This is a genomic window from Kitasatospora sp. NPDC059160 (assembly GCF_042755465.1).
GTDB lineage: Bacteria > Actinomycetota > Actinomycetes > Streptomycetales > Streptomycetaceae > Kitasatospora.
Map to the genome: position 1 here is coordinate 1 of NZ_JBHZCN010000072.1, position 20,261 is coordinate 20,261.

32 protein-coding genes are annotated in these 20,261 nt (G+C 71.9%); 16 read left to right on the forward strand and 16 right to left on the reverse strand.

Annotated features, from left to right (window positions below; translation table 11 throughout):
• Positions 1-166: 166 nt before the first annotated feature.
• On the reverse strand, positions 167-856 hold the full coding sequence (locus ACFXOZ_RS27600) for an HAD family hydrolase (protein WP_375883249.1): 690 nt from the start codon (positions 854-856) through the stop codon (positions 167-169).
• Between the two features lie 34 nt (positions 857-890).
• The gene (locus ACFXOZ_RS27605; protein WP_380593130.1) at positions 891-1,562 is read right to left on the reverse strand and encodes an NUDIX hydrolase; all 672 of its coding nucleotides are present in this window, start codon (positions 1,560-1,562) and stop codon (positions 891-893) included.
• A 299-nt stretch (positions 1,563-1,861) separates the two neighbouring features.
• Here ACFXOZ_RS27605 and ACFXOZ_RS27610 point away from each other — a divergent pair, with 299 nt between their 5' ends.
• Together ACFXOZ_RS27610 and ACFXOZ_RS27615 are read left to right on the forward strand one after the other, a co-directional pair.
• Positions 1,862-2,629, forward strand: coding sequence for a CDP-alcohol phosphatidyltransferase family protein (locus tag ACFXOZ_RS27610; RefSeq protein ID WP_380593131.1), 768 nt, complete (start codon positions 1,862-1,864; stop codon positions 2,627-2,629).
• Positions 2,630-2,772: 143 nt separating this feature from the next.
• Positions 2,773-3,342 carry a hypothetical protein gene (locus ACFXOZ_RS27615; protein WP_380593132.1) on the forward strand — a complete coding sequence of 190 codons (570 nt, stop codon included), beginning with the start codon at positions 2,773-2,775 and terminating at the stop codon, positions 3,340-3,342.
• 3 nt (positions 3,343-3,345) lie between these two features.
• Here the strand turns inward: ACFXOZ_RS27615 and ACFXOZ_RS27620 are convergent, their stop codons facing one another.
• The gene (locus tag ACFXOZ_RS27620) at positions 3,346-3,753 is read right to left on the reverse strand and encodes an ArsR/SmtB family transcription factor (RefSeq protein WP_380593133.1); all 408 of its coding nucleotides are present in this window, start codon (positions 3,751-3,753) and stop codon (positions 3,346-3,348) included.
• 110 nt (positions 3,754-3,863) lie between these two features.
• Between ACFXOZ_RS27620 and ACFXOZ_RS27625 the strand changes: the two genes are divergently transcribed.
• Entirely contained in the window at positions 3,864-4,853 is a 990-nt protein-coding gene (locus tag ACFXOZ_RS27625; protein ID WP_380593134.1) for a zinc-binding alcohol dehydrogenase family protein, read from the forward strand.
• Between the two features lie 40 nt (positions 4,854-4,893).
• Here the strand turns inward: ACFXOZ_RS27625 and ACFXOZ_RS27630 are convergent, their stop codons facing one another.
• Positions 4,894-5,256 carry a hypothetical protein gene (locus tag ACFXOZ_RS27630; RefSeq protein WP_380593135.1) on the reverse strand — a complete coding sequence of 121 codons (363 nt, stop codon included), beginning with the start codon at positions 5,254-5,256 and terminating at the stop codon, positions 4,894-4,896.
• A 195-nt stretch (positions 5,257-5,451) separates the two neighbouring features.
• Between ACFXOZ_RS27630 and ACFXOZ_RS27635 the strand changes: the two genes are divergently transcribed.
• Complete coding sequence (locus ACFXOZ_RS27635; protein WP_380593136.1) at positions 5,452-6,300, forward strand: NmrA family NAD(P)-binding protein; 849 nt, start codon at positions 5,452-5,454, stop codon at positions 6,298-6,300.
• 70 nt (positions 6,301-6,370) lie between these two features.
• On the opposite strand, the gene ACFXOZ_RS27640 is transcribed toward ACFXOZ_RS27635, so the two are convergent.
• The 4 genes from ACFXOZ_RS27640 to ACFXOZ_RS27655 all read right to left on the reverse strand — a co-directional run bounded on the left by ACFXOZ_RS27640 (position 6,371) and on the right by ACFXOZ_RS27655 (position 8,851).
• The gene (locus tag ACFXOZ_RS27640) at positions 6,371-6,925 is read right to left on the reverse strand and encodes a GNAT family N-acetyltransferase (protein WP_375883231.1); all 555 of its coding nucleotides are present in this window, start codon (positions 6,923-6,925) and stop codon (positions 6,371-6,373) included.
• A 94-nt stretch (positions 6,926-7,019) separates the two neighbouring features.
• On the reverse strand, positions 7,020-7,787 hold the full coding sequence (locus tag ACFXOZ_RS27645) for a DUF5995 family protein (RefSeq protein WP_380593137.1): 768 nt from the start codon (positions 7,785-7,787) through the stop codon (positions 7,020-7,022).
• Positions 7,788-7,904: 117 nt separating this feature from the next.
• Positions 7,905-8,117, reverse strand: a complete 213-nt coding sequence (locus tag ACFXOZ_RS27650; protein ID WP_375883225.1) for a DUF4287 domain-containing protein — start codon at positions 8,115-8,117, stop codon at positions 7,905-7,907.
• Positions 8,118-8,185: 68 nt separating this feature from the next.
• Complete coding sequence (locus ACFXOZ_RS27655) at positions 8,186-8,851, reverse strand: DUF998 domain-containing protein (RefSeq protein WP_380593138.1); 666 nt, start codon at positions 8,849-8,851, stop codon at positions 8,186-8,188.
• 143 nt (positions 8,852-8,994) lie between these two features.
• Between ACFXOZ_RS27655 and ACFXOZ_RS27660 the strand changes: the two genes are divergently transcribed.
• From ACFXOZ_RS27660 to ACFXOZ_RS27670, 3 genes are all read left to right on the forward strand, one after another.
• Complete coding sequence (locus tag ACFXOZ_RS27660) at positions 8,995-9,618, forward strand: TetR/AcrR family transcriptional regulator (protein WP_380522562.1); 624 nt, start codon at positions 8,995-8,997, stop codon at positions 9,616-9,618.
• Positions 9,619-9,774: 156 nt separating this feature from the next.
• Positions 9,775-10,281, forward strand: a complete 507-nt coding sequence (locus tag ACFXOZ_RS27665) for a SigE family RNA polymerase sigma factor (RefSeq protein WP_380522561.1) — start codon at positions 9,775-9,777, stop codon at positions 10,279-10,281.
• Positions 10,282-10,292: 11 nt separating this feature from the next.
• Positions 10,293-10,745, forward strand: a complete 453-nt coding sequence (locus ACFXOZ_RS27670) for a cellulase (RefSeq protein ID WP_380593139.1) — start codon at positions 10,293-10,295, stop codon at positions 10,743-10,745.
• 71 nt (positions 10,746-10,816) lie between these two features.
• On the opposite strand, the gene ACFXOZ_RS27675 is transcribed toward ACFXOZ_RS27670, so the two are convergent.
• The 3 genes from ACFXOZ_RS27675 to ACFXOZ_RS27685 form a co-directional block, all read right to left on the reverse strand.
• A complete protein-coding gene (locus tag ACFXOZ_RS27675) occupies positions 10,817-11,227 on the reverse strand; it encodes a hypothetical protein (protein ID WP_375883211.1) in 411 nt (136 codons plus the stop codon).
• Positions 11,228-11,579: 352 nt separating this feature from the next.
• Positions 11,580-11,852 (reverse strand): hypothetical protein, encoded by a 273-nt coding sequence (locus tag ACFXOZ_RS27680; protein ID WP_380593140.1) that lies wholly within the window; start codon positions 11,850-11,852, stop codon positions 11,580-11,582.
• On the reverse strand, positions 11,849-12,220 hold the full coding sequence (locus ACFXOZ_RS27685; RefSeq protein ID WP_380593141.1) for an ATP-binding protein: 372 nt from the start codon (positions 12,218-12,220) through the stop codon (positions 11,849-11,851). Before ACFXOZ_RS27685 ends, ACFXOZ_RS27680 begins: the two co-directional genes overlap by 4 nt.
• Positions 12,221-12,436: 216 nt before the next feature.
• Between ACFXOZ_RS27685 and ACFXOZ_RS27690 the strand changes: the two genes are divergently transcribed.
• From ACFXOZ_RS27690 to ACFXOZ_RS27710, 5 genes are all read left to right on the forward strand, one after another.
• On the forward strand, positions 12,437-13,294 hold the full coding sequence (locus ACFXOZ_RS27690) for a Scr1 family TA system antitoxin-like transcriptional regulator (RefSeq protein ID WP_375883203.1): 858 nt from the start codon (positions 12,437-12,439) through the stop codon (positions 13,292-13,294).
• A gap of 3 nt (positions 13,295-13,297) precedes the next feature.
• Positions 13,298-13,483, forward strand: a complete 186-nt coding sequence (locus ACFXOZ_RS27695) for a DUF397 domain-containing protein (protein WP_380522556.1) — start codon at positions 13,298-13,300, stop codon at positions 13,481-13,483.
• 110 nt (positions 13,484-13,593) lie between these two features.
• A complete protein-coding gene (locus tag ACFXOZ_RS27700; protein WP_380522555.1) occupies positions 13,594-13,779 on the forward strand; it encodes a DUF397 domain-containing protein in 186 nt (61 codons plus the stop codon).
• Between the two features lie 24 nt (positions 13,780-13,803).
• Positions 13,804-13,989, forward strand: a complete 186-nt coding sequence (locus ACFXOZ_RS27705) for a DUF397 domain-containing protein (RefSeq protein WP_380593142.1) — start codon at positions 13,804-13,806, stop codon at positions 13,987-13,989.
• A 24-nt stretch (positions 13,990-14,013) separates the two neighbouring features.
• Entirely contained in the window at positions 14,014-14,199 is a 186-nt protein-coding gene (locus ACFXOZ_RS27710) for a DUF397 domain-containing protein (RefSeq protein WP_380522554.1), read from the forward strand.
• 441 nt (positions 14,200-14,640) lie between these two features.
• On the opposite strand, the gene ACFXOZ_RS27715 is transcribed toward ACFXOZ_RS27710, so the two are convergent.
• Positions 14,641-15,030, reverse strand: coding sequence for an RICIN domain-containing protein (locus tag ACFXOZ_RS27715; protein ID WP_380593143.1), 390 nt, complete (start codon positions 15,028-15,030; stop codon positions 14,641-14,643).
• A 189-nt stretch (positions 15,031-15,219) separates the two neighbouring features.
• On the opposite strand from ACFXOZ_RS27715, the gene ACFXOZ_RS27720 reads away from it, so the two are divergent.
• From ACFXOZ_RS27720 to ACFXOZ_RS27730, 3 genes are all read left to right on the forward strand, one after another.
• The gene (locus tag ACFXOZ_RS27720) at positions 15,220-15,645 is read left to right on the forward strand and encodes a DUF6210 family protein (RefSeq protein ID WP_380522552.1); all 426 of its coding nucleotides are present in this window, start codon (positions 15,220-15,222) and stop codon (positions 15,643-15,645) included.
• A gap of 118 nt (positions 15,646-15,763) precedes the next feature.
• A complete protein-coding gene (locus tag ACFXOZ_RS27725; RefSeq protein WP_380593144.1) occupies positions 15,764-16,174 on the forward strand; it encodes a VOC family protein in 411 nt (136 codons plus the stop codon).
• Between the two features lie 97 nt (positions 16,175-16,271).
• The gene (locus ACFXOZ_RS27730; RefSeq protein WP_380522550.1) at positions 16,272-17,147 is read left to right on the forward strand and encodes a hypothetical protein; all 876 of its coding nucleotides are present in this window, start codon (positions 16,272-16,274) and stop codon (positions 17,145-17,147) included.
• 13 nt (positions 17,148-17,160) lie between these two features.
• Here ACFXOZ_RS27730 and ACFXOZ_RS27735 read toward each other — a convergent pair whose 3' ends face one another.
• Positions 17,161-17,904, reverse strand: a complete 744-nt coding sequence (locus ACFXOZ_RS27735; protein ID WP_380522549.1) for a DUF6193 family natural product biosynthesis protein — start codon at positions 17,902-17,904, stop codon at positions 17,161-17,163.
• Positions 17,905-18,111: 207 nt separating this feature from the next.
• Here ACFXOZ_RS27735 and ACFXOZ_RS27740 point away from each other — a divergent pair, with 207 nt between their 5' ends.
• A complete protein-coding gene (locus ACFXOZ_RS27740) occupies positions 18,112-18,510 on the forward strand; it encodes a hypothetical protein (RefSeq protein WP_375883174.1) in 399 nt (132 codons plus the stop codon).
• Between the two features lie 72 nt (positions 18,511-18,582).
• Here ACFXOZ_RS27740 and ACFXOZ_RS27745 read toward each other — a convergent pair whose 3' ends face one another.
• The 3 genes from ACFXOZ_RS27745 to ACFXOZ_RS27755 all read right to left on the reverse strand — a co-directional run bounded on the left by ACFXOZ_RS27745 (position 18,583) and on the right by ACFXOZ_RS27755 (position 20,131).
• Positions 18,583-18,927, reverse strand: a complete 345-nt coding sequence (locus ACFXOZ_RS27745; protein WP_380593145.1) for a hypothetical protein — start codon at positions 18,925-18,927, stop codon at positions 18,583-18,585.
• A gap of 124 nt (positions 18,928-19,051) precedes the next feature.
• Entirely contained in the window at positions 19,052-19,666 is a 615-nt protein-coding gene (locus tag ACFXOZ_RS27750; protein WP_380593146.1) for a hypothetical protein, read from the reverse strand.
• Positions 19,667-19,771: 105 nt separating this feature from the next.
• The gene (locus ACFXOZ_RS27755) at positions 19,772-20,131 is read right to left on the reverse strand and encodes a hypothetical protein (protein ID WP_380593147.1); all 360 of its coding nucleotides are present in this window, start codon (positions 20,129-20,131) and stop codon (positions 19,772-19,774) included.
• Between the last annotated feature and the right edge of the window lie 130 nt (positions 20,132-20,261).

The window sequence follows — 20,261 nt, forward strand, 5'->3', positions numbered from 1 at the left end:
GGAGGGCGGGCGGGGCGGCGTTGGGGTGCGTGCATCGCAAGGCGGAGGAGGGAGCCCAATGCAGCGCATTGGCGACCGACGACAACGCGGCGAGGCGCGTGCCCCGGCGTCGGCCCGCAGATGGGAGTTTGAAGACGGACCCCAGGTCTGGAGCCGGCGCGTTCGCTCAGAAGTGGCGCAGCAGCTCAGGGAAGGTCGCGAGCTGCAGCGTCGCCTCGTCCGGGCCGAGGTCCTCGTGCTCCAGCACCCAGGTGTGCTCGTGCGGGATGAAGACGGTGCGCAGGCCGGCCCGGCGGGCGGGGGCGATGTCGGACTTGGGCGAGTTGCCGATCATCCAGGTGCGGTCCGGGTCGAGGCCGAGCTCGGCGGTGAGCTGCCGGTAGGTGTCGACGGACTTCTCGGCCACGATGTGGATCCCGCCGAAGTGGTGGTCGATCGTGGAGGCCGTCACCTTGGCCTGCTGCTCCTCCTGGTCGCCCTTGGTGAGCAGGAGGAGCCGGTGGCGGCCGGCCAGGGTGGCGAGGGTGTCGGCGACGCCGGCGATCAGTTCGACCTCGCCGCGCCGGGTGAGCGGGGTGAGCAGCTCGTCGATCCGGGCGAGCTCGGCCGCGGTGGGGGTGCGGTCGCCGTTCAGCTGCCGCAGGCAGTCGGCGAGGCTCTGCCGGAAGACGGTGGCGCCGTAGCCGAGGGCGGCCACGTTGGCGGCCTCGATCCGGTCGAACAGGGCCCGGGCGCCGTCGCGGCCCTCCGGGGCGGCGGCCCAGTCCAGGAAGCCGTCGATGACGCGCTCGAAGAGGACGTTGTTCTCCCAGAGGGTGTCGTCGGCGTCGAAGATGAGGATCTGGTCGGTGTGCATCAGGGGTGGGGTCCTTGGGTGAGGGCGGCGTGGTTCAGCCGAGCAGGCGGGCGGCGCGGTCGAGGGTCTCGCGGAAGTTCTCCTCGGTGGTCCGCTGCCGGGCCTCCTCGATGCTCAGCCACTCCAGCGGGGAGGCCGGGTTCTCCGGGCGGGCGTCGTCCGGGCGGTCGGTGGCGAGCAGGAAGCGCAGGTCGGCGTGCTCGTGGGCGGGTTCGACGGGTGAGGCCGGGACGGGCACCACGGCGAGGTGGACGAGGGTGGCGTCGGGCCAGGGGGTGAGGTCGGTGAGGCCGGTCTCCTCCAGGCCCTCGCGCAGGGCGATGTCCAGCGGGAGGGTCTCCCCCGGGTCGCCGTGGCCGCCGACCTGGAGCCAGGCCTGCTGGCGGACGTGCCAGCGCAGCAGCACCCGGCGGGTGGGCGGGTGGACGATCAGCGCGGAGGCGGTGAAGTGCAGCGGGGTGCCGCGGTCCCAGACGTCGGCGGCATCGGCTGCGTCGGCGGCATCGGCAGCGTCGGTGTCGTCGGAGGCGGCGGCGGCGGCAGCAGCAGCGGCGGAGGCGGCGACCAGGGCGGTCGCCCTGGCGTGGTCGGCGGTCTCGACCGGGCCCTGCGGCCGGTGTCCGGCCAGGAGCCGGGCCAGGTCGGGGCTCTGCGGGGCAGGACCCTGCGGCTCGGGGCTCTGCGGGGCGGTGTCCGTGGTCACCATGGTGCTGGACTCTCCTCGTTCCGCCCTCGGGGCGCGTCCGCTCCGCCCCGCGCCGGAGCGCCGCGCACCGGACCGCGTCACGCCGGGCGGCGTCGCGCGGAACGGCGTCAACGGGCTTGCGGGGACGGGCGATCGGGCCCGGGGGCTCCGGTTCCGGTGAACCCGCGAAGCCTAGCCCGGGGGTGTTCGGGCGGCCCACCGGTTTTCCCGGACGCCGGGGGCGTACCGGCTGGTCAGGCGCCCCCTCCGGAGGCCGTAGCCTGTGGTGATCGTTTCGGGACAGGTGGAGGGATGTCGTCATGGTGGCTGCTCCGGCGCTCGCCGAGCTGCGCGAGGTGTGCCAGCCGCAGGCCAAGTTGCAGAGCCGCAACGGTGAGCACTGGGCGGGCCGGCTCTACATGCGGGCGCTCTCGCTGCGGACCACCCGTCAGCTGGTGCGCACCTCGGTCTCGCCGAACACCCTGACCTGGGTGATGGTGGTGTGCGGGGTCGGCGGCGGCGCGGCCCTGCTGATCCCGGGCCTGACCGGCGCGGTGCTCGCGGCGGTGCTGTTCCAGCTGTTCCTGCTGTTCGACTGCGTGGACGGCGAAGTGGCGCGCTGGAAGCGCCAGTTCAGCATGGCCGGGGTGTACGTGGACCGGCTGGGCGCCTACCTGGCGGACGCCGCGCTGATGATCGGCGCGGGTGTACGGGCGGCGCGCGGCGGCTCGGAGCTGTGGGTGTCGGCGGGCCTGGCGGCCGCGCTGGGCGTCGTCCTGCTCAAAGCCTCGACGGACCTGGTGGACGTGGCCCGGGCGCGCAGCGGGCAGGCGCCGGCGGACGAGGAGTCCACCCAGCCGCGTTCCCAGGGCATCGCGACGGCCCGTCAGCTCGCCTCGATCTTCAAGATCCACCGGGTGACGAACGGCATCGAGGCCTCGCTGGTGCTGCTGGCGGCCGCCGCCGTGGACGCCGGACTGCACAACCTGGACGCCACCCGGTGGACGCTCGCCGGGATCACGGTGATCACCTGGGGGATGGTGGTGGCGCACCTCGCGTCGATCCTGTCGTCGTCGCGGCTGCGCTGAGACCACCCACCGGCGACCGCGGCGGGGCTGCGGTAGGGCTGCGGCAGGGCTGAGACGCCCCTCCCCCAGCCGGGGGAGGGGTCCGGCGCAAGCCCGCCGCCGAGCGGACGCGGCACCACCGGCCCGCACCGGAGGGTGGGGCCATGACGACGCCGCAGCCGACCACCGCCCCCCGCACCACTGCCGCTCCCGACTCCACCGCTCCTGCCGCCGCGGCCGTTCCCGCCCCGCCGCGCTGGGCGGTCCGGGCCGCCCACGCGGCCGCGGTGACCGCGCTGCCGGCCGGGCTGTGGCGGCTCGGGCTGACCCTCGGATGGCACGGCGGGTACACCGACGCGGGCTACCACGCGGCGGGTTTCACCGGCTGGAACGCGGTCTGGCCGCTCACCCTGAGCGTGCTCACCGAGGCGCTGGCGCTGCTCACCCTGGGCCTGGTCCGGCCGTGGGGCACGGTGCCGCCGCGCTGGGTCCCGCTCCTCGGCGGGCGGCCGGTGAACCCGCGCCGGGTCGTCCTGGCGGCCTCGCTGGGTGCGGCCGGGCTGACGGCGCTCTGGACGCCGTTCCTCGCCTGGTGGACGGTGTCGCACCCGGACATGACGCCGCGGGGGCACCTGCTGGTCGGCTTCCTCTACCTGCCCGCGGTCGCCTGGGGCCCGCTGCTGGCGGCGGTCACCGTCTCGTACCACCGTCGGCACCGCGCGGCCGCCGCCTGACTCCTAACCGTGCCAGGCCGGTTCGGCACCGGGCTCATCTCCGAGCTCTTCTCCGGGCTGCTCTCCGAGCTCTTCTCCGGGCTCATTGCGGGCGAGCGCGGCCAGGACGGTGTCCAGCAGCCCGGGGAAGCGCCGTTCGAGGTCGACCGTCCGCAGTGCGGAGAACCGGCGGTTGGCCTCCTCGCGCTGGCTGATCACACCGGATTCGCGCAGCACCTTGAAGTGGTGGCTGAGCGTGGAGGGCGCGACGTCCACCGGGAAGGTGCCGCAGGCCCGTTCGGGTTCGGCGCGCAGAACCCGGACGATGGTCATCCGGGTGGGGTCGGAGAGCGCGTGGAGGACGTCGTACAGGTCGATCTCCTCGACCGCGGGGTGGACGAGCGCCGGCCGGCGGCGGGTGCTGCGCGGCATCTTCCTACCTCCTCTGATCTGCGATGTTCGACAAACGCCGAAACGCGGTGGTACCACTGTGCCACGGCAATTTCGTCGTTCGTCGAACATCGTAGTCGAGGGGGACCGACATGCGCGCACTGGTGATGACCGCACCCGGTGGAGCCGAGAACTCCGAGATCCAGCAGATCGAGGCACCGCGACCCGGCCCCGGCCAGGTCGCGATCGACGTCGCCTGGGCCGGACTGAACTTCGTGGACGTGATGGCCCGCCGCGGCGACGGCGGCTACACCGCCGAGTGGCCGTACCTGCCGGGCAAGGAGGTCGCCGGTACGGTCCGGGCGCTCGGCGAAGGCGTCACCGGGCTCGCCGTCGGCGACCGGGTCGCGGCCGCACCCGTCGGCGGCGGACTCGCCGAGGTGGTGCTCGCCGACGCCGTCCTGACCCTCCCCGTCCCGGACGGGCTGGCGCTCAGCGCGGCCGCCGCCGCCCCGCTCGGCCTCGCCACCGCCGTCCTGCTGCTCACCGACGCGGGCCGGCTCACCGACGGGGACAACGTCCTGGTCCACTCGGCCGGCGGCGGGATCGGCAGCGCCGTCGCCCAGCTCGTCCCGCTGCTCGGCGGCGGGGGCGTCCTGATCGGCACGGTCGGCCGCCCGGAGAAGGCCGCAGCCGCCGTCGAACTCGGCTACCACCACGCCTTCGCCCGCGACGAGAAGCTCGCCGACGCCGTCCGCACCGCCACCGACGGCCGGGGCGTCGACCTCGTACTCGACCCGCTCGGCACCGCCGCCCTGGACCTCGACCTCGCCGTCACCGCGCCGGGCGGCCGGATCGTCCTGTTCGGCAACGCGGGCGGCGGCGAACTCGGCGACCTGCCGCCGCTCGGCCGGCTGATGGGCGGCAACCTCTCCGTCACCGGGTTCAGCCACCGCAGCTACGCCGCCACCGCACCCGAACGCCTCGCCCGGGCCATCCGCACCACCCTCGACCTCCAGGCGCACCGCGGCCTCACCGTGCCGCTCACGGAGCTCGCGGACCTGGAGGCCGTACCGGCCGCCCACGACGCGATGCAGGAGCGGCGGGCCACCGGCAAGTACGTCGTGCGGGTGGGCGGTTGACCGTTCGCACCGACCAGGCAGGTCGATCCGGCCGGGCCCGTCAGACCGTGAGCACCGCTCCCGGATCGGCGTGCCCGACCGGGCCGGCGAACCGGGACGCGGCGCGGGCCACCGCCTCCGCCTCGCACAGCAACAGGTCGCCGTCGGCGGCCAGTCCGGTGAGCGCGGCGCGGGGCGCGGTGTCGCCGGAGTAGACCATCGAACGGCCGCCGGCGTCCGCCCGGAGCGCGAAGGCCGGCATGCCGGGCGGACCGTGGAGCGGGATCGGCGCGGCGAGCCGCACGTCCGCGGACAACGCGCCGTGGCAGGCGGTGAGTAGGTCGGCGCGGTGGTCGGCGTGCAGGTGCGAGATCCAGATCGCGTCCAGCCCGTCCAGCCCGTCCAGCCGGACGTACCGCTGCAACCCGCACGGAAAGCCAACCGGTCGGGCGGTGCGATGGTCGGGCGGTGCGATGGTCGGGCCGCACAGGTGCGTCGAGGCCGGGGAGCGGTGTTGACAGACCCGGGTCGTCATCACCCACTCTCCCGCAGCGGACGGCTCGTGGTCCGGGGCCGCGCGAGGGGAATAGGCCGGTCCGGTCGGGCAGTTGGGCCCGGCATGACCAAGGTTCTGGTGATCGGCGCGAACGGCAGTGTGGGCAGGCACGTGGTGGCCTCACTGGTCGAAGGCGGGCACGGGGTACGGGCGTTGGTGCGGAACCGGGCCACGTCCGCGCTGCCCGCCGGGGTGGAGGTCGTCGAGGGCGACCTGGCGGAGCCGGAGAGCCTGACGGCCGCGCTGGACGGCGGGGTGCACGGCGGGGTGGACGCCGTCTACCTGATGTGGCCCGGGATCCCGGTACAGCCGCGGGTGGTCGAGCTGATCGCCGAGCACGCCGAGCGCGTCGTCTACCTCTCGACGGACGTACCGGACCTCGCGGACGACGAACCGGCCGTGATCTTCCACCAGGAGATCGAGCGGCTGATCCGCCACTCCGGCACGGCCTGGACCTTCGTCCGCGCGATCGACTTCGCGGGCAACGCGCTCGGCTGGGCCGACCAGGTCCGCACCGGCGTGGTCCGCTGGCCGTACGGGCGGGCGCGCCGCTCGCTGGTCCACGAACGCGACATCGCGGACGTGGCCGTCCGGGCGCTCACCGAGGACGGGCACGACGGCAGGAAGTACCTGGTCACCGGCCCCGAGTCGCTCACCCACGCCGCGCTGGTGGGGATCATCGGCGAGGAGCTCGGCACCGAGGTCCGCTGGGAGGAGCTGGCGCCGGAGGTGGCCCGCGAGCAGCTGACGGCGGCCTGGGGCAACGCGGCCTTCGTGGAGTCCCGGCTGCGGGCCTGGGAGTCGTTCACCCGCGAACCGGAACGGGTGACGGACACGGTCGAGCAGGTGCTCGGCCGCCCGGCCCGCAGCTTCCGCTCCTGGGTCCGGGACCACGCGGACGACTTCCGCTGACGGCGGGCGGCGGGCGGCAGCCAGGCGGGGAAGCAGCCAGGCGGACAGACGGACAGACGGACAGCGAACCTCAGCCCCGCTCGACCGCCAGCTCGATCTCCCGGTGCGTCGCGTCCCCCGGCACCGGCACGGAGACCCCGGAGCGGCGGAAGCCGGCCCGCAGGTACATCGCCTCGGCACGGGCGTTGTCCTCGTGGACGAACAGCCGGACCCGCTGGACCCGGGGCTCGGTGAGCGCCCAGGAGCAGTCCTGGGCGGCCCGGATCAACTCGTGTGCCAGGCCGGTGCCGCGCGCCTCGGGGCGGACGTAGACCCCGACGACGTGGGTCTGCGGGACGCTGACGACGTCGCCGCCGAGGGCGCCGTCCCCGCCGGGCCGCTCGACCAGGACGGTCATGCTGCCGAGCCAGCGGCCGTCCGCGGCCTCGGCGACGAGCTGGTGCACCGCGTCGCCCTCGGCGGCTCCGGCGGTGCGCTCCTGCCAGAACTCGTCCGGCTTGGCGGCGGCGTTCTCGTAGGTGTCCAGGAAGGCGATGCCCGCGACCGGGTCCTGCAGCGCGGCGAGGCGGAGCTCCTTGACCCGCTCCCACTCCTCGGCCCGTACCCGTCTGATCACTGTGCTCATCGCATGATCGTCAGCGGTGCGGCGCCTCCGCGCAACCCCCTTTCCACCTCCGCCCCGAGGACCGCCCGGCGACCGCGGGCAGCGACCACTCCCGTCAGGCGGCCGGCGGCGGGATGACCGGGACGAGGATCACCCTGCTGGTGGCGTTCACCGAGCCGACCATGCCGGTGAGCACGATCTGGTACTTCATCGGGTTGTTGCGCGCGTTCCACAGCTGGGTGGCGTTGAACCAGGCGACCTCGCGGGCGGTGGACATGCTAAACGCGCTGACCGCGTGCTTGAGCTGCTCGGCGGGCGCGGTGGCGACCTTGACGAGCTGCAACTCGAACTCGGCCCGGATCTCGGCCTCCACGCTCGCGAGCAGGTCGTTGACCTTCTCGAAGTCCTCGTGCACCGGCGGGTTCTCAGGCGCGGTGCCGCGCTCCTGGCAGGTCTCGACGACGGCGAGGGCGAGGTCGTGGTTGATGTGGGCGTTCATCCCGGCCAGCGCGAACTGGATCGGCCAGATGACCCGGTTGCCGCGCACGTCGAACAGCGGCTGCCAGGAACCCTCGACCTGGCGTCCGGCCTTGGCGGCCTCGACGTTCTGGAGGTAGTGCCCGGCGAAGATGACGTCCATCCGCTCCAGGAAGGCGCCGTCCTTGAAGGTGCCCTCGGTGACGTGCTGCTTCACCAGCTTGGTGACTTTCAGGTACACCCGGTTGAAGCAGGCGACGCCGTCGTGCGGGTCGAGTTCGCGGTCGATCTGCTCCATGCGGGAGATCACTTCGTCGATGGTGGCCGGGAGTTGGGTGGTCACGGCGAGCCTTCCGTGCGACGGGTCGGTGCGGATGCCGAACAACTCCGAACGCCGAATGGTCACGGAGCGTGGCAGTGCAGCACGAAAGGTAGTGCACGGACGAAGGGAATCCCCGGAAGCCGCACCCACCTCGCCCCACGTCACACGACAGCAGGCAGCGGGCGGCAGGCAACGACCCGGTCAGCCGGCCGTGCGCTCGGCGAGGGTGTGGGCGACGAGCGCGTTGGCGTGGCCGTGGCCGAGGCCGTGCTCACCCTTGAGCCAGGCGACGAGCTCCATGTGCTTGGTGAGCGGCGAGCTGCGGATCAGGCCCTGCCACTCCTCGACCGGGCGGCCATACTTCTTCTCGATCGCGGGGAAGTAGCTGGCGGGGCCTTTGACGGGGGTGGTCATCGCGCGGGTGTCCTGTTCTCTACTCGGGTTGAACGTAGCTGTTCTGAGGTGACGTCACTGCTCCGACGCTAGCGGTCGGCACCGACAAGGGCGCCGGCCCGCAGGATCGCCGCGGTGAGGGCGAGGAGGCCGAGGCCTGCGCCGAGGGTGAAGGCGATGACGGTGGCGCCGGAGCCCGCGAAACCGGCCAGGACGCCGACCGGGACGATGCGGAGGGCGAGGGCCCAGCCGCGCTCGCCGCGCGCGGCGAAGTGCCGGGCCAGGGCGAGGAAGGCGAGGCAGAGCGCCAGGTAGCCGAGGGTGCCGCTGAGCAGGTGGACGGTGCCGTGGCCGCTCAGCTCACCGGGGCCGTCCGGCGTTCCGGCCGGGAAGCCCGCGCCGGGGTCGGCCTTGAAGACCCCGGCGAGGAGGAAGGAGGCCCCGAAGGCGGCGATCAGCCTCGGGGCCCAGGTGCCGCCGGGGGTACCGCCGATGGTGCGGTGGAGGCCGACCGCGCCGGCGGCCAGGAGCAGGCCGGTGAGCAGGAAGCTCGCGACCTGGATCCAGCCGAGGTCGCCGAGGCCGAGCTGGCTGATGGCGTTGCGGGAGAAGTCGAAGCCCTGGCGGGTGAGGCCCTGGGCCACTCCGAGGCCGAGGAACAACGGGCCGGCCAGGGCGCCGCCGACCAGCAGGGCGCGTCGGCCGGTGAACGTGGTGGCAGAGGTGGAAGCGGTGTCGATCGCCTGCCGAGCCATGGAAGTCCCCCCAAGGACGTGAGGCCGCCAGAACTGGACTGTCCAGTACTGCGGAACTGGACGGTACGGTACTGGGAGAGGAACTGGACTGTCCAGTACTGTTCCGTCCAGAACGAGAAGCCGAGAAGGGGAGGGAGACGAGATTGGAAGCGAACGAGCCCGGCAACCGGTCGGCCCGCAAGCACCAGGCGATCATGGAAGCCGCGACCACGGTCTTCATGGCCAAGGGCTACGCGGGCACGAGCATGGACGACATCGCCAAGCTCGCGGCCGTGTCGAAGCAGACGGTGTACAAGCACTTCGCCGACAAGGAGAAGCTGTTCGCCGAGATCGTGCTCGCCACGACCGGCCGGATCGAGGCCATGATCGACCTGGTGTCCGACATCCCGGCCGACCCGGCCGCCCTGGAGGAGAACCTGGGCACCCTCGCCCGGCAGTTCCTCACCACCCTGACCCGGCCGCAGGTGCTCCAGCTGCGCCGGCTGATCATCGCCAACGCCGACAACTTCCCGGAGCTGGGCGCCACCTGGTACGAGCAGGGCTTCGAGCGGGTGCTCGCCACCCTCGCCGACACCTTCCGACGACTCGCCGACCAAGGCGTGCTCACGGTGGACGACGCGCTGCTCGCGGCGAACCACTTCTCGGGGCTGCTGCTCTGGATCCCGGTGAACAAGGCGATGTTCCACGGCAGCCCGCAGCACACGGACGCCGAGCTCGAGCGCTACGCCGAAGCCGGCGTCCGGGCGTTCCTCGCCGCCTACCGCTGAACCGCGCCGAACCGGGCTGAACCGCGCTGAACCGCGCCGGACCGCGCCGGACCGGGCGCGCGAGTGATCCAGTTCACAGGGAGGGGTGCATAGCGGGCCGGGGGCCAGTGCCTTTCCACAGGTACAGGCGTTCGGAGATCGGAAAGGCGGTGCTGGATGAGGCATGCGCGAGCGGATGGTTTCGATGAGTTCGTCGCGGCCCGCTGGTCCGCGCTGTTCCACCTCGCGCGCCTGCTCACCGGCGGAGACCGGCACCGGGCCGAGGACCTGCTCCAGGAGGGGCTGCTCAAGTTGTGGTCCGCCTGGCCGAAGGTCGCCGCCCAGGCCCCCGAGGCGTACCTGCGCCAGGTCCTGGTGCGCGCGGCGGCCCGCTCGGCCCGTCGGCGCTGGTGGGGCGAACGCCCCACCGAGGAGCTGCCCGAGACGGCCGGCAGCCAGGACCTGGCCGCCGTCGTGGAGGAACGCACCCGGCTGGAGGCCGCGTTGGCCCTCCTGTCGGCCCGCCAGCGGGCCGCGGTCGTCCTGCGCTACTACCAGGACCTGCCCGAGGGGCAGGTCGCCGAGGTGATGGGCTGCCCGGTGGGCACCGCCCGCTCCCTGGCATCGCGCGGGGTGGCGAAACTGCGGGAGGCTCTGACCGAGGTCGGCGAGCCGGTGAGGTGACGGAGGAACCCATGGATGATTTCGAACAGGAGCTGGCACGCATGATGCGCGACGCCCAGGAGAACACCCCCTTCGAGACCCGGCACCGCGAGCGCCTCCAGGCCGGCGTGCGGTCCCGCCGCCGCACCAAGGGGGCCCTCATGGCCGGCGGTTCCCTGCTGCTGATCGCGGGGGTCGGCGTGGGGCTGCCCGCCGCCTTCGCCCAGGACCACGCCACCACGGCCCCGGCGTCCACCCCGACCGCCACCCCCACGCCCGCCCCGACGGGGACGCCGACGTCCACCCCGACGGCGACCCCCACGCCGCTCGGCAAGCCCGGGACTTCGACGGGGACCCCGACGGGAACCCCGACCGGGACCCCGGTCACTCCGGGCGGCTCCTCGATTCCGACGGGGACGCCCACGGCGCCGGGCGGCTCCCCCGTGACCCCGACGGCCACCCCGACCTACCTCCAGGGCCGCTAGGGAAGGGTCGGCCCGGAACCACGGGTGCCCCGCCCTCCGCGGTGGAGGGCGGGGCACCCGTAGCCCAGGCCCTAGAAGTTCGGCTTGAGGAAGCTGCCGAAGGTGTAGGAACCGACGTTCAGCCAGCGCGTCGCGTCCAGCACGGCGGGGGCCGCGGAGCTGTTCTTGAGCTGGATCTTCGAGTCCAGGAAGTAGTAGTCCATGCCCTGGGTCAGGCAGTCGGTCCAGACGTAGGTGCCGGCGGCGAGCTTGACGGTACTGCTCACCATCGGGGCCATGTCGACGAATCCCCAACCGTAGGAGCCGGCCGCCAGGTTGAGGGTCCGGGACGTACAGATCGAACCCAGGTTGCCGGTGTCGTTGATGACCACGGTCTTCGTGTCGTACAGCGTGGCGCCGGTCGCGGAGGCGGACGTCGCGGTGCCGAGGACACCTGCGGCGGCCACGGCCACGGCCGCGACGGCAATCTTCTTGGTGAACATGAGAAGTCTCCCCGTGTCGATGAAGGTGCTTTCGAACTCGCGTTGATCGCACTGGAGTTCGCGCGGTCGCAGACTCTTTCAACGGCATGATGGGACGTCAAGTCCCTTGTGCAGCAAGGATGTCGATGCGCCACTTTGGTCGCAGGAGTGTTTACTGATCTTGCGCGCGAGGCCGGGGCGGGCGGGGGTGTGCGTAGGAAGTCGACCGGGCCGACTTCCTACGTACGGGCCGGAATCGGCTACCGAGGGCGGGCGCCACCGGACGGGGGTCGGACGTCGGTCGGTTTGCGCCAAAAGCGGGTGGAGCGGGTTTCGCAGAGCGCGCCGACGAGGGCGGCCAGGAGGTTGATGATCAGGAGCCCAAGCATCGGCGGGGGCCGCCGTCACGGCTGCGCTTGTACTCGCGGAGGAGCGCGAGGAGGTTGATCAGGGTGCTCGCCGGAACGTTGCCGAAGTTCACGAGCCGACGACCGGCCAGGTTGCTCTCGCCCGGGTGGACGGAGGGCCAGAGGAGGCCGAACTCGCGTCCCTCTGTGCGGAGTTCGACGAGGAGTTCGGTGAGCTGGCGGCCGGTGAGGTGGAACAGGGCCGGATCGGCGGGGTGGATCGGGTGGTGGGCGCTCACGCGACACCGTCCAACTCGAACCAGGTGGTCTTGCCGAGCTTCCGGGGGTCGACACCCCAGCGGTGGGTGAGGCCTTCGACGAGCCGGAGGCCCCGGCCGGACTCGGAGCAGGGATCGAAGGGGCGCTGCTCGGGGAGGGCGGAGGAGCGGTCGGAGACCCCGACCCGGAGGGTGTTTCCGCGGAGGAGGATGACGACCGCCGGGGCGGGGGTGTTCGCGTGGCGCCAGGAGTTGACGATCAGTTCGACCATGGCGAGCTGGGCGTCGGAGATGAGGTCCGGGGGCCAGTCCAGGCTGGTCAGGGCCTCGCGGAGGGCGTCGCGGGAGACCGCGAGGGAGGGGAAGGGGGAGTTGAGGAGGTTGCGCACAGGGATCTCCCAGAGGGGAACGGGTGAGATCGACGGATGCGTCGCCGTGAACGAGCCCACTGGACATGGGTGTTCTTCGGAGCCCGAGCGGCGTTACTGACGATCCGTTCGGTGATCGGTGCATCACAGACTGTAGGGCATTGGACGGTACATGTGCGACCACTTCCAGTACATGTACCCCTAAATGCGGCTGGACTCGCTGTAGCGCCCCGGTAGATGCTTGAGCACATGCCACCTATCCCCAGTGCACGCAAACAGCGGGTTGGCATCGAGCTGAGGAAGATGCGCGATGCCGCCGGTTCGACCACCACAGAGGCGGCCAAGGTCTTCGGCGTGGACCGCACGAAGATCACGCTCATCGAGCAGGGGGCCTACTCGATCACTCCCGAACGAGTGGTCGCCCTTGCGCACAAGTACGGAGAGCTCGACACCGAGTACATCGAGGCCCTCGCCACCATGGCCGGCGACAAGGGCAAGGGTTGGTGGGAGGAGTATCGCGGATCCGTTCCGCAAGGCTTTCTCGACATCTGCGAATTTGAGTACCACGCGAAGGGCATGTACTCGTACCAAATCTGCCACCCGCCGGGCCCGATGCAAACGGAGCGATACAGCCGTGCGATCTTCCAGGACGCACAAGTCCGCCTGACACCACGCATCGTCGAGACACGGGTCGAGCAACGAATGCTGCGATCCGAGATGTTGATGGCGAAAGGCACGCATCCCTACACGGCGATCGTCCATGAGGCCGCACTGCGCATGCAGTTCGGCGGCCGCGATGTGGCGCGGGAACAGCTGGACTGGATGTTGGAGTTGTCCCAGCTACCGCACATCACGCTACGAGTGGTCGGCTTTGCTGCCGGAGGCTTCAAGGGGCCCGGTCAAGCCATCTACTACGCGAACGGGGCCGTACCTCGGCTCGACACCGTCAGCTACGACTCGATGGAGGGTCCGGTCTTCCTCCACATGCCCGACCATCTGGAGGAATACCGCTCGATGGTTGAGCAGATGGCTGACAGGTCGCTTTCGGTCGAGGGCTCTCGCGATCTGATCGCGAAGATCAAGAAGGAGATATAACCGATGGAGAAGCACTCCTGGATCCGCCCCAGTGCATGCGCCAATGCGGGCAACTGCCCAGAGGTGGCCGTCACCCTCGACGCCGTCTACGTCCGCAGCAGCCTGCTCCCCGACGCCATAGCCCAGCTCACCCCAGCCGAGTGGCGCGACCTCGTCGCCGCCATCCGCAACGGAGAGTTCGACGCCTGACCCCCAACCCGACCGGCCGGCCCCGCCGACCAACTCCCGGACCACTCAACTCGATCCGTCCGTCTCCCGCGATGCGATCTCCAGCATCATGAACAGCCTGTGGGGCCCCGGTGGAAGAACTCGTTTGGCAGAAGCCCAGCGCATGCGGCGATGGCAACAACTGCCCGGAGGTGGCCGTCGCCTCCGACGCCGTCTACGTCCGCAGCAGTCTGCTCCCCGACGCCGTCGCGCAACTCACTCCCACCGAGTGGCGCGACCTCGTCGCCGCCATCCGCAACGGGGAATTCGACACCTGATTCCGCGCAAAGGAGACACAGCCCATGGAGAACCGCCCCTGGACTCGCCCCGGTGGTTGCCCCGACGGCTCAAGCTGCCCGGAGGTGGCCGTCACCCCCGACGCCGTCTACGTCCGCAGCAGCCTCCTGCCGGACGCCGTCGCGCAACTCACCCCGACCGAGTGGCGCGACCTCGTCGCCGCCATCCGCAACGGAGAGTTCGACGCCTGATCCCGCACAGAGGAGACACAGCCCATGGAGAACCGCTCCTGGATTCGGCCCGCCGCATGCGCCAATGCGAACGCCTGCCCAGAGGTAGCCGTCACCCCCGACGCCGTCTACGTCCGCAGCAGCCTGCTCCCCGACGCCATCGCCCAGCTCACCCCCGCTGAGTGGCGCGACCTCGTCGCCGCCATCCGCAACGGGGAGTTCGACGCCTGACCCCCAACCCAACCGGACCGCCCGGGCCCGTTTTGGATCATGCACTCTGAGCTGCTAACGTTCTTCTCGTCGCAAGGAACACAGTTCCTCGCCAGGCGTCAGTGGTACTACCAGAGTACGTCCTACTTTCAGTAGGAAGAGTCCGTGCAATCCGGGCCTGGCGCTCCACAGTCGGACGGCCCGGCACCTCTCACAGGTGCCGGGCCGTTCGCGTTCCCGGGCAACGACTGCCGCCCACTCCTCGATTCGAACCATGGGCGTTGAGCTGCTAATGTTCATCTCGTCGCGAGGGGCATGAAACCTCGTCAGGCGTCAGTGGTACTACCAGAGTACGTCCTACTTTCAGTAGGAAGAGTCCGTGCAATCCGGGCCTGGCGCTCCACGGTCGAACGGCCCGGCACCTCTCACAGGTGCCGGGCCGTTCGCGTTGCCGCCCCCGACTCAGGCCGTGCTGACGTCCCACATCTGACGCGGGTTGCCGTCGTAGAACCCCTGGAACACGGGGTTGCCGGTCGGGGTGGACTCGATGACCTTCTGCGGGTCCTGCTGCAGAGCGATCACGTGCTTGTCACCCACCTGGGGAAGCACCCACCACTGGGTCGGAACGTACTTGTTGCACGTCACCACGACGATCGGGTCGCCGAGGTTCTCAGGCGCCTGGAGGCACTGGCCGACCCGCGCCCTGCTCTCGATCTGGAGACCACCCTGGCTGCCGAAGCGCAGGATCCAGGCCTGGTAGTCCGTGCCGTTGGGCGCCCATGAGAGGGCGACGTTGCCCCCGACGGCGAGGCAATCAGCCGCCCAGAGCACCCGCAAGGGCGGTTGATCCAAGTGGAGTCCGCATGCGAATCGAATTGCCCCGAACCGCCGCAGGCACACGGAGCCGTTCGCGTCACCGGAGCCCGCCCGCCGCCGACCGGCCCGCGACCACCTGGGCACTTACCGCACGTTCCTCCGGTTTCTCATCATCCGGACGATCCACCCTCGACCGCCCGCCGCCGGTCGAGCAGACTGCTTGTCATGGACTTACACCGATTCGTGTTCCTCGACCCGGACGGCACAGCAGGCCGCTGGCTGTACGTGGTCGTCGCCGCCCCCACCGGAGTCCACTACCAGCAGCAGTACGGCGGCACCTCCTGCCACCAAGGCGAACTACAGGGCTTCCTGGTCCCGGTGACCGGCCCCGACGGCCTCACCGCACTCCGAACACTCTTCGAGCGGGACTTCCGCGGCGCCGGAACCCAGCACCGCCCCTGGTCCGACGGCGAACTCGACCGGCTCCGGGACGCCCTGCGCGGCATCACCTACTGGGCCTGCGACGGGGACGCCGAGGAACCGCACGAACTGCGGCTCGACGAGGACCGGTTGGCCGAGACGGACGAAGCCTGGGTGCCCGTGCTCACCCCGGACGGCCCCGGCGTCCTGGTCTGGCCCAACTCGGACTGAGGACGGGCCGGACCTGGGCCCGCCGGACTAGGACCGGCGCCCGATGGCACCCGCCCCCGGGATCCCTAGGCTCGCTGCTGTCCCCGCCCCCTCCCCCACCCGCCCAGGAGCCAGAACCGTGCCGGCCGACGCCACCGCCCACGTCCGCATCGCCCGCCCCTCCCGCGACCTCGCCGCCGCCGAGCACTTCTGGGCCGCCGGCCTCGGCCTGGACGTCCTGTACCGGCACACCACCGACGGCACCCCCGACGAGCACTCGCTCCTCATGGTCGGCTGGCCCGGCGCCGCCTGGCACCTGGAACTCGTCCACGACCCCGCGGCCCCCGTCGAACCGCGGCCGACCGCCGACGACCTGCTGGTCGTCTACCTCGGCCGGCCGGTCGACGAGGAACTGATCGAGCGGCTCGAACAGCACGGCGGCAAGCGCGTCCCCGCGCACAACCCGTACTGGGACGCCTGGGGCGTCACCGTCCAGGACCCGGACGGCTACCTCCTGGTGCTCTCCACCCGCTTCTGGTCCAACACGTAGCCACCGCACCGGCCCCACCCGGCGAGCCCACCCACCACGCGGGCTCGGCGCCCGACCGGGATTCGGGAGTGTCGTACCGGAAGGGCACAATCGGCGCATGCCCGAAACCTTCACCGACCTGGGAACTTTCACCGACCTGGGAACCGTCACCGCACCGTCCGGCCTGCTGGTGCTCGGCATGGCCGGCTGGATCGACTTCTGGCCGGAGACCGGCGCGCCCCTCGGCGAACGTGCCCGTGCGGCGACCGCCACCGCGAGCGGCGCCCACCTCCGGGACGGGGACTGCGAGGCCTTCGCCGTCCGGGCCGCCGCCGACCGGCCGCTGCGGGTCCGGGCCACCACCTCGCCGTCACCGTTCGACGAGGAACCGAGCATCGCCACCCTGGAGATCGAACTCGGCCTCCCCTGGCCCGCCGACGCCGACCCGGCCGTCCCGATCCCGCTCGGCGACCTGCCCGTCGACCGCTGCGGCACGGTGATCGGCGACGCCACCACCCTGGAGGCGTGGACGGGACTGGACGGCGAATCCGTCGACGGCCTCGCCGACGTCACCTACTGGGGCCGCCACGAGGACGACGCCCACGCCCACTTCGGCGGCGAACGGATCTTCTGGCACGGCGTCGACGGCCCGCACGGCTGGCTCGACCTCCCGCTCGCCGAGGCCGCCGCCCGCGCCGCCGAACTCACCACCTGGCGCGGCGGCCTCCCCGGCACCGGCGTCGCCGTCGGTCTCGACCCGCACACCGACCACTACCTGGCCGAGCGGGCCGGCTGGGACCACCCGCTGCGCGTCGGTGCGGTCGAGGTCGGCGGCTGCGCCGTACTCGGCATCGGCTGGGACCAAGGCGACCACGCGGTCCGGCACCACGGCGAACGCGGCTGGGGCCAGGTCTACCCGGTCACCCTCGAAGCCGCCCCGGGCGGCGGCACGGTGCTGCGCTGGTCCATCCCGCCGTACGAGGAAGAAGACTGACGAGCGGCGGCCGTCAGGCGTCCTCGTCGCTGCCGAGCACGGCCGGCCCGAGGTCGGCCGGCAGGTGGGCGACGGCCAGCGCGACGGCCTCCGCCGCCGTCCCGGCCTCGGCGACCACGCCGCCGTGCGGGAACCGCCGCACCTGGTACGAGCGGCCGTCGTCCGCGGGAACGATCGCGATCACCGGTTCGGACGGGAAGCCGGTCCGGCCCGCGAGGAGCAGCCTCCCGTGGCTGACGGCCGGGGACAACTGCCGGAGCCTCGGCTCCGCACCGGCCGCTGCGACCAGCAGGCCGAACTCCGTGGACTCCGATTCCCTCAGGGCCCGTTCCCTGACCCAGCGCCATTGCAGCCCGACCACGGCGGCAACCCCGTGCTCATGGGCCTCGGCGAGCTCCGAGGAGGAGAGGAACGGGAACCGCTCGCGCAGCTCCGCGAGGCTCCGGCCGCTCCCCCAGGCCGCGGCGGCCCGGACGACGTCCCGGAGTTCGGCCGTCCACCCCGTGATCAGCTCGGCGCCCAGGCTCCGGCCGGAGACGCCGAAGCTACGCCTCGCGGCGGACAGGTGGACCTGCAGCGGCCGGCGCGCGGGCCCCGAGGGCACCGCGCCCGCCGGGGGCGCGATGCCCGCCGAGGCCGCGTCGCCCCAGGTCCCCGGCACCAGGGTGATGTCCACGGCCAGTTCGGCGGCGGCCGATTCCAGTGCGGCGGCGAGGCTCCCGGCTGCGGCCACGTCCGGGTAGAGATCAGGATTCACCCACCCAGTCTGACGATACGAGTTCCCCGGAGCCAGAAAACGTCCTGATCCGATCACTTCCGAACGAACCGTACGGAATCGGGTTTTCCGCTCTCGGACGCCGGGGTAGTGCGGAGACGTTCGCACTCCGACGATCCCCCGGGACCGGAACGGAGGCGAATCCTCGGAGTTCTCGGAATTCTCGGAATTCTCCCGGAAGGAATCCACATGAACAGGCTCGTCCGCAACGCCCTCGTCACCGTCGTCGCCGCCGGCGCTCTCACCGCCGCCGTCGCACCCGTCGCCATGGCCGCCGACCAGACCCGGACGGCCGGCACCGCCCAGGCCCGGCTCGCCAACCCGAAGACGGTCAAGGCCGCCGCCTACAACCAGGCCCGCAGCACCCTCGCCCAGGCGGGCAGCCAGACGGCCGCCAAGTCCCACCCGGCCCACGGCACCAAGGACGTCCCGGTCTCCTACGGCACCAGCCTGCTCGCCGCCGCCCGCGACGAGTTCCGCGCCGCCGACAAGAACCTCCCGGCCGGCCAGAAGAAGTCCGACATGTCGATCCCGCACTACAACGCCATCCACAGCGCGGCCGACACCATGGGCATCACCGTCTGGTGACGGACCCGGCCAGACCCCCGGCCAGACGACCGGCCAGACCCCCGGCAACTCCTCGGCGCGGGCCCGGATCTCCTACGGACGACGGAGAGCCGGGCCCGTGCCGAGGAACGCCTGGCGCAGCGGCGCAGCGGTGACGAACACGAACAGCCCGAACAGCGTCATCGCCGGCAGCCCGACCATGCCCTGGAGGTAGGCGAGCGGACGGCGCAGGACGTCGTCCCAGTTCGCCCACCAGTTGGCCGTCAGGTCGGCCGCCATGACCCCCGCCCCGAGCCACACCCCCGTCGGCCGCGCCCGGGCGACCAGCACGGCGGCCAAGGGGTCGAGCACCAGCAGCGCGTGGAACAGCACCTGGCTCGGCACCGGCCACCACGCGTAGGCGTGCAGCCCCCCGCTCCCGACCTGGTACGCGTGCACCGCCGCCCCCTCGGCGAACCCCGCCGCCCACACCGCCGCCACCCTGCGCGGCCGTACTCCCCGTCCCCCACGGATCCCCTGCGTCACCACGCCAGCCTAGGCGGGCGGTTGATCGGCCTCGGGTTCAGGATCCGGCTCCGACCGGCGCCGGCTTGGGGAGCACCCGGGGCTCGCCCAGACTGCCGTCGGGCAGGACCTCGAAGACGGTGAGGGAGGTGCGGCCGGTGACGGTGATCCGGTCCGGCCCGGACCAGTCGACGCGGATGAATTCGCCGTCCCGGGTGTCCCAGGTACCGATGCTCCAGTGGCGGGTAAACCAGCCGGTGCCGGCCTCCAACTCCACCTGGTAGACCGGGTCGATGGAGAAGCCGGAGACGTTGGTGACGCTCAGGATCCGGTCCGGGCGGCTCGGGCTGACGAAACGGTCCTCCCGGCCTCCGTCACCACTGAACACGTAGGACAGGAACAGCACCGGCACCCCGGCGACGACGAGCGGGGCCAGCAGGGCAGCGCAGCCGATCTGCGAGAACCAGGTGCGGAACTCCAGCTCGACCACCAGCGAGACCACGATCAGCACCACCGCCGATCCGATCAGCAGGACCGGCCGGTTGAGCCAGTGCTCGACCACCACCAACCCGCCCGAACGGGAGGCGTGCCAGCCCGGCAGGTACACCAGCAACGCCGCGAGTGCCAGACCTCTGAGCACCCACGCGACCTGCTTGCGGCGCCTCGCCGTCATCCGTCCCCCCGGGCGGTCTTTTGCCGAGCTTTGCGCGGACTTTACTACAAGGGGCCGTTGTTGATCAGGGGTCGCCGTCAGCAGGGCGCCGCCGGCAGGTCACCGTCAGCGGGGCGTCACCGTCGGGCGGCCCGGGTCGGCGGCGAGGAGGACTTCGTCACCCTGGAGGAGATCGGCACCCCGCGCGACTTCGCCGCCGAGGGCTTCGAACCCCGCGACAGCGATCTGGACGAACCCGGCGCGGGCCCCGCTGCTCGCCCCGACCCGGGACCCGGCACCGAGCACCGCGGAGACCACGAGCAGCACCACGGCCGCACCGAGCAGCGGCACCGGACGGTCGAGCAGGCGCTCGACCTCCACCAGGCCCCCCGAGCGGGAGGCGTACCGGCCCGCCGCGTAGGCCAGGAGCGCGGCCAGGGCGCCGGCCCGGAGCCCCTGGACGGCCCACCTGCGACGTACGGTCATCTCCCGCCCCCCTGCGCCGGTTTGCCGAACTTTGGCGCGGACCCTACTACAGGGGCCCGGCGGTGGAGCGGGGCCCGGAACGCCACGGCGGCCCGGGTGGCGGGTGTCCCCGCCTCCCGGACCGTCCGAC